The organism is Pseudanabaena sp. BC1403 (assembly GCF_002914585.1).
Classification (GTDB): Bacteria; Cyanobacteriota; Cyanobacteriia; order Pseudanabaenales; family Pseudanabaenaceae; genus Pseudanabaena.
In genome coordinates this window covers 54,778-68,385 of record NZ_PDDM01000017.1, presented here as the reverse complement: position 1 = coordinate 68,385, position 13,608 = coordinate 54,778, and the positions used below count along the sequence as shown (strand labels likewise).

At 41.8% G+C, this 13,608-nt stretch carries 16 protein-coding genes and 1 tRNA gene; 9 read left to right on the top strand and 8 right to left on the bottom strand.

Annotated elements, in window-relative coordinates; translation table 11 throughout:
- Window positions 1–32: 32 nt before the first annotated feature.
- Window positions 33–494, top strand: a complete 462-nt coding sequence (locus CQ839_RS15795; protein ID WP_103669249.1) for a Fur family transcriptional regulator — start codon at window positions 33–35, stop codon at window positions 492–494.
- A 70-nt stretch (window positions 495–564) separates the two neighbouring features.
- Here the strand turns inward: CQ839_RS15795 and CQ839_RS15790 are convergent, their stop codons facing one another.
- Entirely contained in the window at window positions 565–1,011 is a 447-nt protein-coding gene (locus CQ839_RS15790; protein WP_103669295.1) for an SRPBCC family protein, read from the bottom strand.
- Window positions 1,012–1,230: 219 nt separating this feature from the next.
- Between CQ839_RS15790 and CQ839_RS15785 the strand changes: the two genes are divergently transcribed.
- The 6 genes from CQ839_RS15785 to CQ839_RS15760 all read left to right on the top strand — a co-directional run bounded on the left by CQ839_RS15785 (window position 1,231) and on the right by CQ839_RS15760 (window position 7,037).
- Window positions 1,231–2,256 carry a rod shape-determining protein gene (locus tag CQ839_RS15785; RefSeq protein ID WP_094534891.1) on the top strand — a complete coding sequence of 342 codons (1,026 nt, stop codon included), beginning with the start codon at window positions 1,231–1,233 and terminating at the stop codon, window positions 2,254–2,256.
- An 11-nt stretch (window positions 2,257–2,267) separates the two neighbouring features.
- Window positions 2,268–3,002: a rod shape-determining protein MreC gene (mreC, locus tag CQ839_RS15780; RefSeq protein ID WP_103669248.1), complete on the top strand. Its 735-nt coding sequence runs from the start codon at window positions 2,268–2,270 to the stop codon at window positions 3,000–3,002.
- A 27-nt stretch (window positions 3,003–3,029) separates the two neighbouring features.
- Window positions 3,030–3,575, top strand: coding sequence for a rod shape-determining protein MreD (gene mreD / locus CQ839_RS15775; RefSeq protein WP_103669247.1), 546 nt, complete (start codon window positions 3,030–3,032; stop codon window positions 3,573–3,575).
- A gap of 43 nt (window positions 3,576–3,618) precedes the next feature.
- A complete protein-coding gene (locus CQ839_RS15770; RefSeq protein ID WP_103669246.1) occupies window positions 3,619–5,088 on the top strand; it encodes an inorganic phosphate transporter in 1,470 nt (489 codons plus the stop codon).
- A 274-nt stretch (window positions 5,089–5,362) separates the two neighbouring features.
- Complete coding sequence (rpe, locus tag CQ839_RS15765) at window positions 5,363–6,052, top strand: ribulose-phosphate 3-epimerase (protein ID WP_094534899.1); 690 nt, start codon at window positions 5,363–5,365, stop codon at window positions 6,050–6,052.
- Between the two features lie 88 nt (window positions 6,053–6,140).
- A complete protein-coding gene (locus CQ839_RS15760; protein ID WP_103669245.1) occupies window positions 6,141–7,037 on the top strand; it encodes a CoB--CoM heterodisulfide reductase iron-sulfur subunit B family protein in 897 nt (298 codons plus the stop codon).
- Window positions 7,038–7,076: 39 nt separating this feature from the next.
- Here CQ839_RS15760 and CQ839_RS15755 read toward each other — a convergent pair.
- Window positions 7,077–7,158 (bottom strand) — tRNA-Leu (locus tag CQ839_RS15755).
- 180 nt (window positions 7,159–7,338) lie between these two features.
- On the opposite strand from CQ839_RS15755, the gene CQ839_RS15750 reads away from it, so the two are divergent.
- Together CQ839_RS15750 and CQ839_RS15745 are read left to right on the top strand one after the other, a co-directional pair.
- The gene (locus CQ839_RS15750; protein ID WP_103669244.1) at window positions 7,339–7,734 is read left to right on the top strand and encodes a hypothetical protein; all 396 of its coding nucleotides are present in this window, start codon (window positions 7,339–7,341) and stop codon (window positions 7,732–7,734) included.
- 87 nt (window positions 7,735–7,821) lie between these two features.
- Window positions 7,822–8,268: a tRNA (cytidine(34)-2'-O)-methyltransferase gene (locus CQ839_RS15745; protein ID WP_103669243.1), complete on the top strand. Its 447-nt coding sequence runs from the start codon at window positions 7,822–7,824 to the stop codon at window positions 8,266–8,268.
- 31 nt (window positions 8,269–8,299) lie between these two features.
- Here the strand turns inward: CQ839_RS15745 and CQ839_RS15740 are convergent, their stop codons facing one another.
- The 6 genes from CQ839_RS15740 to CQ839_RS15715 all read right to left on the bottom strand — a co-directional run bounded on the left by CQ839_RS15740 (window position 8,300) and on the right by CQ839_RS15715 (window position 13,570).
- Window positions 8,300–9,679 (bottom strand): OB-fold nucleic acid binding domain-containing protein, encoded by a 1,380-nt coding sequence (locus CQ839_RS15740; protein ID WP_103669242.1) that lies wholly within the window; start codon window positions 9,677–9,679, stop codon window positions 8,300–8,302.
- Between the two features lie 90 nt (window positions 9,680–9,769).
- The gene (locus CQ839_RS15735; protein ID WP_094536281.1) at window positions 9,770–10,120 is read right to left on the bottom strand and encodes an STAS domain-containing protein; all 351 of its coding nucleotides are present in this window, start codon (window positions 10,118–10,120) and stop codon (window positions 9,770–9,772) included.
- Complete coding sequence (locus CQ839_RS15730; protein ID WP_103669241.1) at window positions 10,117–10,560, bottom strand: ATP-binding protein; 444 nt, start codon at window positions 10,558–10,560, stop codon at window positions 10,117–10,119. Before CQ839_RS15730 ends, CQ839_RS15735 begins: the two co-directional genes overlap by 4 nt.
- A 208-nt stretch (window positions 10,561–10,768) precedes the next feature.
- A complete protein-coding gene (locus tag CQ839_RS15725; protein WP_103669240.1) occupies window positions 10,769–11,569 on the bottom strand; it encodes an ABC transporter permease in 801 nt (266 codons plus the stop codon).
- Entirely contained in the window at window positions 11,562–12,467 is a 906-nt protein-coding gene (locus tag CQ839_RS15720; RefSeq protein ID WP_103669239.1) for an ABC transporter permease, read from the bottom strand. The genes CQ839_RS15725 and CQ839_RS15720 overlap by 8 nt, the downstream gene beginning before the upstream one ends.
- Window positions 12,468–12,469: 2 nt before the next feature.
- The gene (locus tag CQ839_RS15715) at window positions 12,470–13,570 is read right to left on the bottom strand and encodes a hypothetical protein (RefSeq protein ID WP_103669238.1); all 1,101 of its coding nucleotides are present in this window, start codon (window positions 13,568–13,570) and stop codon (window positions 12,470–12,472) included.
- Window positions 13,571–13,608: the final 38 nt, after the last annotated feature.

Sequence of the window (13,608 nt, the reverse complement as noted above, 5' to 3'; positions counted from 1 at the left end):
ATTCTCAAGAAGCTATCGTTATTGATAATGCTATGACTTCTGCGGAGCCTACCTATTCACCTGAGGCCCTCAAGGCTGAACTAAACTCAAAGGGTTGTCGCATGACACCGCAGCGCGAGGTGATCTTAAGTACATTTCAAACCCTGCCTGAAGGTGAACATCTCAGTGCAGAAGATCTTTATGAACGGTTAAAAGCACAAGGTGAAAATATTAGTCTTTCGACAATTTATCGCACTGTGAAAATGATGGCACGAATGGGGATTTTGCGTGAGTTAGAACTCACAGAAGATCACAAGCATTATGAAATTAATCAACCCAAACCTCACCATCATCACCATTTAGTTTGCGTCAAAACTAACCGTGTTATTGAGTTTAAAAACGATCAGATTCTCACAATTAGTAAAAAAGTTGCTGATAAGTATGGATTCTCAGTCCTAGATTGCCAACTCACCATCATTGGAGTCAGTCCTGAAGGACAGCGATCAATCTTTTAAAATCAAAGAAATGCCAACCACTTCTTAAAAAACAGTTAAAGAAAAAAGAGCGCATTGCGCTCTTTTTTCTTTAACTGTTTTTTAAGAAATCTTCTTGGGCATAAATTCTGAACCTGTCTAAATCAGCCTGCAAAGTTGACTCAACAACTTGCCCCAAAAATAAATTATCCATAATTTGCCCGATCGCAGGAATTGCATAGGCAATGCTTAACTTCACAATCGTCATATTATTAGGGCGACCATAAAACCTTACAGCCCCACGATTTGACAGACCACCAATCGATTCCCACTGAATAATTTGATTGGGAATTTGTTTGAGAATTCGTGACTTCCAAGTAAAAGTTAAACCGTTTGTGCCGAGTTTCCATGCTGATATTTCAGGATCGGCAGTGACTACCACAGAGTCAATCCACTTCATCCAACGTGGCATAGCCTGCAAATCCGACCATAACGACCATGCATATTCTACGGGAATAGCTACTTCAGTTTGGACAGTATGTTCGAGCCAATCACTCATCGGATAATCGTTAATTGTTACAAATATTTTGCCTGACTTAACTATCATAACAAAATGCTCCCTCCAAACCAAAGTCAAAAGCAATGCAAAGCAATGCTTTTGACTTTGGTTTGGAAATACAAGACTTTCGGAGTAGGCAAAAAGACTAGACTAAGTGACAACAATCGTAATAAAATGTTAAGAATGTATAGCTAGTTTGACCACTGGAAGAGTTTTACTGTGGGTTTATTACGCCATTTTACGAAAGACATCGGCATTGACCTCGGTACTGCCAACACACTTATTTATGTGTCTGGTGAAGGTATTGTTCTGCAAGAGCCATCAGTTGTCGCAATCGATCAACGAGACAAGACTGCCTATGCAGTCGGAAATGAAGCTAATAAAATGATCGGTCGCACCCCTGGTGACATCATTGCAGTGCGTCCCCTTAAAGATGGAGTGATTGCTGACTTTGACTCGGCTGAGTTAATGTTGCGTTCATTCATTCAGAAAGTTAAAAAAGGCGTTTTTAATCCTCGCATCGCGATCGGTATTCCAAGTGGGGTAACAGGCGTTGAATGGCGTGCCGTTATGGATGCAGCTCGTCGCGCTGGGGCAAGTGAAGTGTACCCAATTGATGAGCCGATCGCTGCGGCGATCGGGGCTGGACTGCCTGTAACTGAAGCCACTGGCAACATGATCATTGATATTGGTGGTGGTACTACCGAAGTTGCGGTGATGAGTTTACAAGGGATTGTTTTGAGTGAGTCGGTACGTGTTGCTGGAGACGAGCTCAGTGAAGCAATCATGAAATACATGAAGACTGTACATAACCTCGTTGTTGGGGAACGGACTTCAGAAGAGATCAAAATCAAAATTGGTTCAGCTTATCCGATCAAAGAAGAGACTTCGATGGAGGTCAGAGGATTGCACCTGTTATCGGGTTTGCCTCGTACCGTTACTGTTAAATCTTCGGAAATCCGTGAAAGCATGAGTGAACCTCTCTCAGTGATCATTGAAGCTGTAAAGCGCACCCTAGAGAGAACACCTCCCGAACTAGCTGCTGATATTATTGATCGCGGTATTATGCTGGCCGGCGGTGGTGCAATGCTGAATGGCATTGACACCTTGATTAGCCACGAAACAGGAATTATTACTCATATCGCCCCAGCCCCCTTGGACTGTGTGGTGATTGGTGCTGGTCGCGTCTTAGAAGATTATAAGAATCTTGGTCGAGTCCTCACCAGCCGCTTGAAAAGTTTATAGGTAAATTTTTCATGGATTCAATCCGTAGTTGGTGGGAGCGCTATCGCTTTCAGACTGTTGTTGTTACGGCTGGAATTGGTTTGGCTTGGTTAATCCGTCAAACTCAGGGGGTAGCAATTATGGAGGCTTATCAGTTTCTTAGCCGCCCTTTCCAATCAAGCGTATCTAAGCAAGAAATATTGCAAGACGCTCAAGTACGTGAACTCCGCTATCGCCTAACCGAGCTAGAGTCACAAAACCAGCGCCTGAAAGAGCTTTTGAAAGTAAAAGTATCTTTTAATGGTTCTGGCATTTGGGCGGCTGTAATTGGTCGTGGTGCTGACTCTTGGTGGAATCAAATTTTAATAGGAAAGGGGAGTAATGATGGCATTAAGTCTGGGGCATATGTAATTGCACCAGGTGGCTTAGTTGGACGGGTGACCCATGTATCCCCCAATAGCAGTCAAGTTTTGCTAATTAGTGATCCTAACAGTCAAGTTGGCGTTGTGATTAGTCGCAGCCGTATTAGTGGAATGCTCAAAGGGCAAAGCCAAAATATAGCTACCATAGAATTTTTTGAGCGCGATCCAGATGTAAAAGTGGGAGATATTGTTAGTACTTCGCAATTTAGCACCCTATTTCCTGAAAATCTTCCAGTTGGTAGAATTAAATCTATAAATCTAGATAAGCAACCTGCACCTGAGGCAATTGTTGAGTTTTCAACCCCTCTAGGCTTACTCGATTATGTTGAGGTATATCCTTTTTAAGAGTGGCAATAGCCCAGTCAAAAAATAATGCTTGAGCGAAAGGTTCCTTTATCAAAAAAATTTTTAAACTGGGCGGTAACTATTGGTTCACTGCTAATTTGCATTTTATCGATGTATACCAGATTCTCAGGAATGACCTTGATGGGAATTGCTCCTAACTGGTTGCTAATTTGGCTAGTTGCTTGGAGTGTCAATCGTCCTGTAGTTTTATCGGTGATGGTGGGTATCGCGCTGGGATTTATACAGGATGGCATGACTTTTGCAGGCACGAGTATTGCTCCAACTCATGCTTTGGGGCTAGCGATCGCAGGTGGACTTACCTCACTTTTGCAAAAGCAGAGATATGTGCAAGAGGACTTTATTTCGATCGCTTTAATTGTGTTTGGAATGGCAGTAATTGTCGAGACTATGCATGCGGTACAACTGACTGTCATGGGTGCAGGTATGGATAATGTTTGGACATTACAACAACGGATTGCGCTTAGTTCCGCAATTTTGAGTAGTTTGTGGTCGCCTGTAATTTACTTTCCTCTCAGCCGTTGGTGGCGATCGCTAGAAAAACAAGAAGATTGATTTAATTCCTGTGCAAAGCACAAGAATTAAAAAATAGAAACAAATGGAATATCTATTTTTAGGCTTAGCGATCGCCTTAGTCATCGGCTTTGAGTTTGTGAATGGATTTCACGATACGGCTAATGCTGTAGCGACAGTTATTTATACAAATTCTTTAAAACCTACTTATGCAGTCGTCTGGTCAGGAATTTGCAATTTATTGGGCGTGATCACTTCAAGTGGGGTAGTTGCTTTCTCGATCGTGGCTTTATTACCCGTAGAGTTACTTGTTAGCAAAGATTCAAGCCAAAGTTTGATTATGGTTTTGTCTCTACTAACTTCGGCAATCATTTGGAATGTAGGAACTTGGTATTTGGGATTACCTATATCAAGTACACACAGCTTAATTGGCTCAATTTTGGGAATAGGTTTAGCTAATTCTGTCTTGTCCACAGAAAATAATTGGTGGGATGGCATAAATTGGATAAAAATGCAGGAAGTGCTAATTTCTCTATTGATTTCACCATTGATCGGATTTTGTGGAGCTGCATTATTATTTGTAATCGCCAAATCTCTGATTAAGCAAGAAAATCTCTATACTGCGCCAACAGAAGAAGCTCCATCTTTGGGGATTAGGGCAATGTTAATTTTGACCTGTACAGGTGTCAGTTTTGCCCATGGCTCTAATGATGGACAGAAAGGAATGGGCTTAATGATGCTGGTGCTAGTGATTTTATTGCCAAGTATTTTTTCTTTAAATATGCATACTAGTCCTCAAGCGATCGTACAATTAGTTGCGACATCACAAGCGGCTATTCCAGTTTTAGAATCACAGATCCGTGGAAATTCGATTCATCATCAATTTTTTGCTAATAGTCAAAGTGAGCTTACTAATTTCTTGAAACCACAAGGGCAATTAAATGAAAATATTTGGCGATCACTCGCTTTTGAAAGTCATTTAATAGGCAAGAGTTTATCAATAAGTAGTGATTTTGTGGATATGACCGAGAGCGATCGCGCTCAAATTAGAACTGATATTTACCTTGTGGCTAATACTATTACTAAATTAGAAAATCAACAAAAATTAGCTAATCTTGATCAGCAATCTTTACTAATTGACTATCGAAATCAATTAGATAAAACTATCAAATTTATTCCCTATTGGGTGAAAATCACAATTGCTCTCGCTCTTGGCTCGGGCACAATGATTGGATGGAAGCGAGTAGTTGTAACTGTTGGCGAAAAAATTGGTCAAGAGCCTCTTAACTATGCTCAAGGTGCGATCGCGGAGCTAGTCACCATGACCACAATCGTTACAGCCGATTATTTCGGGTTGCCAGTTAGCACCACCCATATACTTTCATCAGGTATTGCTGGATCGATGGTAGCCAATCGGTCTGGGGTACAGAGTGATACTTTACAAAACTTGCTACTAGCTTGGTTGTTAACATTACCAGTTTGTATTCTGCTTGGATTTGGGACATATACTATTAGTCTATTTGCAGTTCAGCAGCAGTTTCTAGGCTTGAGTTAGAGATATCCAAGCATTAGATGATCCAAATAAAAACCAAACTTATTGCGACGGGCTTTGCCCGTCGCAATAAGTTTGGTTTTTATTATTCTATTTATGTCTCTTAAAAGCCAAAAAAAGAAATGACACTAAGTGCCATTTCTTTTTTTGAATTTAATTATGACTCTTTCGATCAAAACTGCTAAATTTAATTAATAATTAAGGTAAGACTGTAGTTAAAACTACCTTTATCTGCCATTTTTTAGATCTTTGTAAAGCTGAGCCCCCCGTAAATCATATGCCTAAAAAGTCCACAGTTATTTCGCCTTCAATCTTGTCTGCTGACTTTAGCCGTTTGGGTGACGACATTCGTGCAGTTGATGCGGCGGGTGCAGATTGGATTCACGTTGATGTTATGGATGGTCACTTTGTTCCAAACATCACTATTGGGCCATTGATCGTTTCCGCGATTCGTCCTGTGACGACCAAAATTTTAGATGTGCATTTGATGATTACTGAGCCAGAAAGATATGTTCCTGACTTTGCAAAAGCTGGTGCAGATATCATCACTGTTCATGCAGAGCATACTGCTTGCCCTCACTTACATCGCAATCTTTGCCAAATCAAGGAACTCGGCAAACTTGCTGGTGTTTCCCTCAATCCTTCGACTCCTTTGAGCTTTATTGAGTATGTTCTCGATCTTTGCGATTTGGTTTTGATCATGAGTGTGAACCCTGGCTTCGGTGGTCAAAGCTTTATTCCTAACGTAATTCCTAAAATTGCCAAGCTGCGTCAAATGTGTGACGATCGCGGACTTGATCCTTGGATCGAGGTTGATGGTGGTCTGAAAGCTAATAACACTTGGCAAGTTTTAGAAGCTGGTGCTAATGCGATCGTTGCTGGTTCAGCTGTATTTAATGCGCCCGACTATGCTGAAGCAATCAAAGGTATTCGCAACAGCAAGCGTCCTGAGCTAGTCACTGCTTAATTAATCAAAAAGAGAGGCGGCGCTAAGCGCCGCCTCTCTTTTTTGGTGGTAATTTAGATGCTCAAGGGAAAGATTTGCGATAAGAGAAATGACAGAAACTAAAGCATTGAAATACGCTTATTACTCAGGATGTGTTGCTAAGGGTGCTTGTAAAGAGCTACATGCATCGACAACAGCGATCGCACAAGCATTAGGAATTGAACTCGTGGAATTGCATAAGGCAACCTGCTGCGGTTCTGGCACGTTCAAGGAAACTGACGAACTAATGGAGGATGTCATCAATGCTCGCAACATTTCTCTTGCCGAAGAATTAAATCTTACTGTGATGACGCAATGCAGCACCTGTCAGGGTGTACTTGGTCGTGTCAACGATAAACTCAAAAGCTCGGATACTACTCGCAAAGACGAAGTAAATGCACTCCTGAATACACAAGGACATGATTTCCAAGGTTCTACCGAAGTTTTACACTTACTCTGGGTTCTAATCCGCGACTATGGTTTAGAAAATATCGCAGCCAAAGTAACTCGCTCTCTAGCTAATCTTAAATGTGCTGCATTCTATGGCTGCTACCTGTTGCGATCGCAAACAGTCACTCGCTTTGACGATCCATTTCGACCAGAATCTCTAGAAAATGTATTTCGCACCGTTGGCGCAACTCCTGTCTATTACGAAGGTCGCGTGCAATGCTGCGGCTGGCCAATTTCCAGCTATGCGCCCAAAGAATCTTTCTCGATGGCGGGACGACACCTCACCGCTGCGATCGCCGCAGGAGCAGATTGTATTGTCACGCCATGTCCTCTTTGTCATCTCAATCTCGATTCGCGCCAACCTGAAGTTGAAAGCGTAATTGGGCAAAAACTTGGCATCCCGATTTTGCACTTACCACAATTGATAGGATTGGCGATCGGCATCGAACCCAAAGTGCTTGGCTTAGATCACCACATTGTTTCCACGAGTTCGGTTTTACAAAAAATTTCCATATAAAAAAGAGTTCTCACAAAATGAGAACTCTTTTTTATTTTATGGGCAAAGAGAGAATCGAACTCTCATGACCGAAGTCGTCAGATTTTGAGTCTGATGCGTCTACCAATTCCGCCACTCGCCCTTTTTTCAAGACTTATATTCTACAACAAGAATGGTGCATCTTGTCAAATATTTTTTTGATGTTTTTGTGGCGATCGCCCGACCTCTATCCTTTTGGTAATTGCGATCGCGATCGCTATGATGCTTAGATTGAGACACTCTGTGAAGTACATCTCATTTAATTATCTCGATATATTTACCAATGGCAAAGTTAGAGCGTTTAATCATGTTGGCGGAAGATGAGTTAGTGCAGTACAGCACCAATGCTCGCAAAATCGAAAAACTTCGCCAAAAAATCGGTCTATCTCTCAACAAAGCCGAACAAAAACAAGCAAAATCTGAGTTAGTCGCAGCAATGCCAACCGACGACATTAGCAAAATAGTAGAAAAGAATCGTCAGACTGTCTCTTTACCTTTTTGGGGTATCGCTGGACTGGGGCTACTTTTAGGGATATCGATGGAGCAACCCTTAGATTTTATTGCCACAATTGTTGGTACAGGGGCTGCGATCGCCTTGCAAAAATGGGGCTGGAAACTCCAAGCCAAGCGTCTAGTTCTACAAACCCTAGAAGACATTGAAGAGCGAGCTAAAGTGTAATAAAAAGAATTACGGCATGAAGTGCCGCAATTCTTTTATATTTAAAGACTGTGTTAACAACGCAGTCTTTAAATATATTCATAGTCAATGCTACAAGTCGCTCTCATCTATCCTGAAATCCCACCTAATACTGGCAACATCGCTCGTACCTGTGCGGCAACGAACACACATTTGCATCTGGTAGAGCCTTTAGGCTTTGAAATTAGCGATCGCCAACTTAAACGCGCAGGTATAGACTATTGGGAATATGTGAACGTAACTGTACATCCCAATATTGAATCTTTGCGCGAAGCCTCAAAAGGAGGACGATGGATTTGCTTTAGTGCGCGAGGTTCACAAAGCTTCCGAGAATTTCAATACCAAGATGGTGACTGGCTCCTATTTGGCAGTGAATCAAGCGGATTACCCGAAGAGATCATTGCCAACAATCCATCTGTCCAGATTCCTATGGAACACCCTAAGGTTCGTAGTCTAAATCTATCGGTGAGTGCGGCTCTTGGTCTATTTGAAGCCAGAAGACAATTAGGAATATAAAAGAAGAGAGGTGCTTTGCACCTCTCTTCTTTTAAGTAACTAGTGCGTCGTAAGTTGCTTTGAATCCTGCTTGCAGTAAAGCTTTAACGGCAGTTTCTTCATCTTGCACCCAGAACTGATTGCCTAAGCGAACTAACTTCGGCATATACTCAATCGATGCAATTACGGGGATTTTGTTAGAAATATCAGGCTCATTTCTACCATAATTGGATTTGCCATAACTGGAATTGCCATTACTGGTATGGCTGCTATAACTGGGGTTAGGATTTAATGCTTTTTTGAGTTGCTCCAAAACCTGCCGATCTCTTGCTTGCTCGCGAGTGAGTTCGACCCGTACCATACGCACTGACTCAATCGGCTGCATATCATCAATAATTAATTGCGTTTGCTCATCGCGGCGATCAATTTTCCCCCAGACCATTAGGCGTTTGTCCTTTTCCATTAGATGCTTGACCTTATCAAAGGTTTTTGGGAAAACAACGGCTTCAGTACTGCCTGTTAAATCTTCAAGCTGTAAAATTGCCATGCGATCGCCTTTTTTTGTGACGACCTCTTTAATTTCCAGAATTAAAGCGATCGCGGTTACTACCTTAGTCTCTAAAGAGTCGGGTATATCACAGAGATTGATCGGAGCCATTAATTTTGCTGAACGACTGACCACACTAAGCGGATGATCGGAAATATAAAAACCTAACAGTTCTTTTTCAAGTCGAAGTTTGTCTTGAGAAGAGTAGTCTTGAACGCGGGATGTAGTTGGGGCAGTATCAAAAGTTTTCGTATTACTACTTTCACCAAAGAAATCGAAAATATTACCTTGTCCAGATGCCTGCTCCTTAGCTCGTCGAGAAGCCCATTCCATCGTGATTTCAAGATCGTTCATCAATTGGTGGCGATTTGGCTCTAGTAAATCTAATGCTCCAGTTTGAATTAATGCTTCTAATGCTTTTTTGTTTAGCGATCGCGAATCGAGACGGCTACATAAATCCGCCAATGATGTAAAAGCCCCTTCTTGACGCGCCTGTAAAATTGAAGCTATAGGTCCTGCACCTAAATTTTTAATTGCAGCTAAGCCAAACAAAACCTGATGTCCACGAGGGGTAAAGTCTTCACCTGAGCTATTTACATCTGGCGGAACAACAGGGATCCCCATACTGCGGCAATTAGCAATATATCGCTGTACCTTTTCTTGGTCACCACTGACCGAAGACAGTAGCGCCGCCATATATTCCACAGGGTAATTTGCTTTAAGATATGCGGTTTGATAAGTCACATACCCATAGGCGACGCTATGAGATTTATTAAAGCAATTTGAAGCTATACAGCCATTATCTAGTAAAAAATTATGATCGCGCTCTAAGCCGATATCGAAAACGCATTGAATGCCCAATGATTTACGACTGATGATTTTCATTTTTATTGCCTATTAAAAATCAATTTAAAAAGCAAATAAAATAGAGGCAGTGCAAAGCACTACCTCTATTTTATTTGCTTTTTATAAAACTTATGGCTCAAATCCTTCGAGCTCAGGCACTTCAGCTACTAAATGTACGCCTTGGATATATAAAGATCGACCATATTTGCCCACATTCTCTAGACGCAACTTTCCACCTTGTTTCTTGGCTTGCACTGCCATATCAATTGCTGCACCTACGCCTCTACTAACGATTTTAGTCACTCCTTCAAAATCCAAAACGATCGCTGATAGTTTGCGATCAATAAATGGTTGTACGGCTTGTCTAAAATATGGAACCGTCGTTACACTCAAAGCACCATTTAGTTTGAGAATAACTTGATCGCCATCAATCTGTTCGACGATCTTGAGTTCATCTTGTAAAAATGAGGAATGAGTCATGATTGGAGAATAGGTTTGGGGATAGACAGGAACTTACTCATACGGACTGTTGTACCTTGATTGGTAGATTCGATCTCGACCTTATCAACCAGTGCTTTGATCATATGTATACCAAATCCACCGTTTTTGACACCAATCTCGGATATCAAATCAAAATCAGGTGGAGGTACACTATCTATATCAAAACCCGATCCACGATCATGGACTTCTACAATTAGGCTGGTATTTGCCGCGAAAACTACAACTTCTACGTCAAGATCAGATGTACTGTAAAGAACCGCATTAACTAATGCTTCCGTAAGAGCTTGTACGATATCTTGCACAGCATCAGGATCAAACCCCATTTTTGTAGCGAGTACTTCGACTGCTGCGATGGGAATGTCCTCGATTCCCTCAACGGGTGGAATTGAGATTCGCAGCTTTAAAGGCTTCTCACTCATGGGGAGTCATTCTGTAGCTTTGATTAGCTTTGCCAAATGTAATATACCACACGTTTTTAACCTATGTTTGTAAAACCAATTAATTTTTGATAAAGCTCTTTAAAAAATGTCGCATTTTACGATTTTCTCATGTCAATTTAAACGGATAAATCTAAATGCTATATATACAATCTGATTGAGATTAATTATTTATCACCGCTATCCAGACCTAATCAAATTTGCCCCAACTTCTGATCGCTTCCGCAATCGCCGCTATTGAAGCTGAAGCAATAATCAATAACACGCTAAGGGCATTCAATTCGGGGGTTACGCCACCACTTCGCAGTGTGGAGAAAATGTACATTGGTAATGTTGTCGAGCCAGCGCCTGCTGAGAAATATGCAATTACAAAGTCATCCATGCTCAAAATAAATGCCAAGAGACATCCAGACAAAATTCCTGGTAAAAGCTGCGGCAATAGCACCCTTAAAAAGGCTTGTACGGGTGTAGCTCCAAGATCAAGGGCGGCTTCTTCGAGTTGGGGATCGATGGTGGCAAGGCGACTGGAAACTACTATAGCAACGTAAGCAAGACAAAAAACAATGTGCGCAATTACAATCGTGACAAGGCTTAGAGGTAGCTGAATAGCGGCAAAAAACACTAGGGTCGCTACAGCGATCGCAATATCAGGAATGATTAAGGGTAAATAGGTAACTCCTCGATATAGACTTTTGCCTGGAAAATAATATCGAGCTAATCCGACGGCGGTAAGAGTCCCGAGAATAGCGGAGACTGAAACAGCTGTGAGTGCGACACCGAGGCTGTTTTGTAGAGCAGCCAGTAATTTCGGATTTTGAAGAAACTTTTCATACCACTTCCAAGTAAATCCTGCCCATTGTGAAGGCAATGGTGAATCATTAAAGCTAAAAAGTGTTAGAACGGCGATCGGCAAGTACATGTAAAAGAATGCAATTACCGTATACCAAGTTTGCCAGCGCTTAACGGTTGGCACATTGATTTGATTAGCCATCACTTACCACCCTGCGATCGCCATATTTAATTAGCAAGGCAATTACAATTGTTACTAACAAAATGAGCACCATACTGAGCGCCGAGCCAAAACCTCGATTGCTACTTGCCCCCAAAAATTGCAACTCAATAACTGAGGCGATCGTGCGACTAGCAGGACCACCTAATAGTTGCGGGTTGATGTAATCACTAAAACTAGTGATCGATACTAGGGCGGCTCCCGCGATAATTCCTGAGGAAACCTGTGGAACTGTAATCTGCCAAAAAGTTTGTTTAGCATTAGCGCCGAGATCAGCTGCTGCCTCAAGTAGACGGAGATCGAGACGTTCGAGCGAAGTATATAAAACTAAAACCATATAGGGCAGATAAGTATAAATCATGCCAATGATCACGCCCTCAGCTTTATTCAATACATTGATCCCTGATAGTCCAATGAAGTTCAGAAAAGTGTTTAGAACTCCAGTCGGTCGCAAAATTGTAATCCATGCATAGGATCTTAATAATGATGAAGTCCATAAAGGCAATACAAATAGAAGTAGCAAAATATTGCGCCAACGCTTGGGAGCAATCACAGCTAGCCAGTAAGCTACAGGAAATCCTAAGATTAAACAAAATCCTGTAGTGATAGCTGCATAAAGCAGCGATCTCCATACGACGACTAGATAGATAAAGTTGCCACCAACGTACTCAAATACTCTCTGGTAGTTGTCTAGTCCAAACTCAGTTTTACCCAGAGGGGCAAGGCTCTGAATTAAAATAAAAACTGTTGGAATAATCAAAAATGAGATCAGCCAAAAGCCACTTGGGAACAATAAAGCTAAAGGCTCTAGCCACTTGAGCCGCCGAACTGTTTTGGGGTTTTGGGTAGGAGGAATATCTGAAGAGCTATTCACAGGCATATTTAGAAGTAAAGAACTCGTGAGTCAACACCTTGCGATCGCAAATAGCGAGATACAGCTTCGGCTGAATCGCGACTTTGATAAGCACCTGAATGAATATAAGTACCACGTCCAGAATTTGCCAAAAAGGCGTTAGGAACATATTGACGCACTCGTGATAGCAAAAACTGATTGCTTGCAGATGCTGGGACGGCTACAACATAACGAAAATTAGAATTCTGGGTGGCTTGCAATAACTGTGGCTCGGTTGCAGTAGTAGTATAACTGCTAGAGCTATAAGCTGTATTAGTTGACTGAGGCTGCAAGGCGAAACTAGTAGCTGTCGAGTTGTCGTAGGTTGTTGGGACTATTGTTGTTGATGTCGTAGGAATAAAACCTGTCTGTGGTTGCACATAACCTGTTGTTTGTGTATAGCCTGTCGCTTGTACAGTTGGCTGTACATAAGTAGTTGGTTGCACTGTCTGTTGTGTATAGCCAGTTTGAACAATTTGAGTTTGAGGAACAACTGTCTGGGTGACAATTTGTCTTGTTTCTGGAACTAGTACTTGTTGCCAACGTGGTACTAGCACCTGCTGAGTTTGTACCTGTGGAACGACAGTATTTGTTGTGATCTGCTGATATTGGTTCTGGTTATAGGCGATCGCTTGTTGAGGCGCAGAGTTAAAAACCTGAGGCTGAGAATCTACCTGAAAGCTTACTGGTTGAGGATTTGAGCTTGATTGAATTATAACTTGTTGCGGGTTAGGTAAAGTAGCAACTGAAGAATTTACTGAAGATGTGGTGGCTTCTGAAAAAGGAACTTGGACATTAGTTTCCTTTCCACCTGAAGCTCGAAAATATTTTTGGGCTGACAGTCCAGACTGTTGCAGTGCGATCGCTAGACTATCAGCGCTAGTTTCAGAGTTAAATGTACCTGCTTGAATTGCAGGCTGATCGTTGATCTTTGTTGCAAAAGCAGTTGGAGAAACAGTGCGAACCCTCTGTAAAGTCGCGGGATCATTGCCAGAAACAAAAATCACAAAACGTGCCGATGCAGATTGAGCAATTGCTAAAGATGCGATCGCTACAGACCCGAGAATACTAAACCTTTTGACCCAATTCACAGCAGTACATCCTCACACTTGAATGTAATAACGGTTAA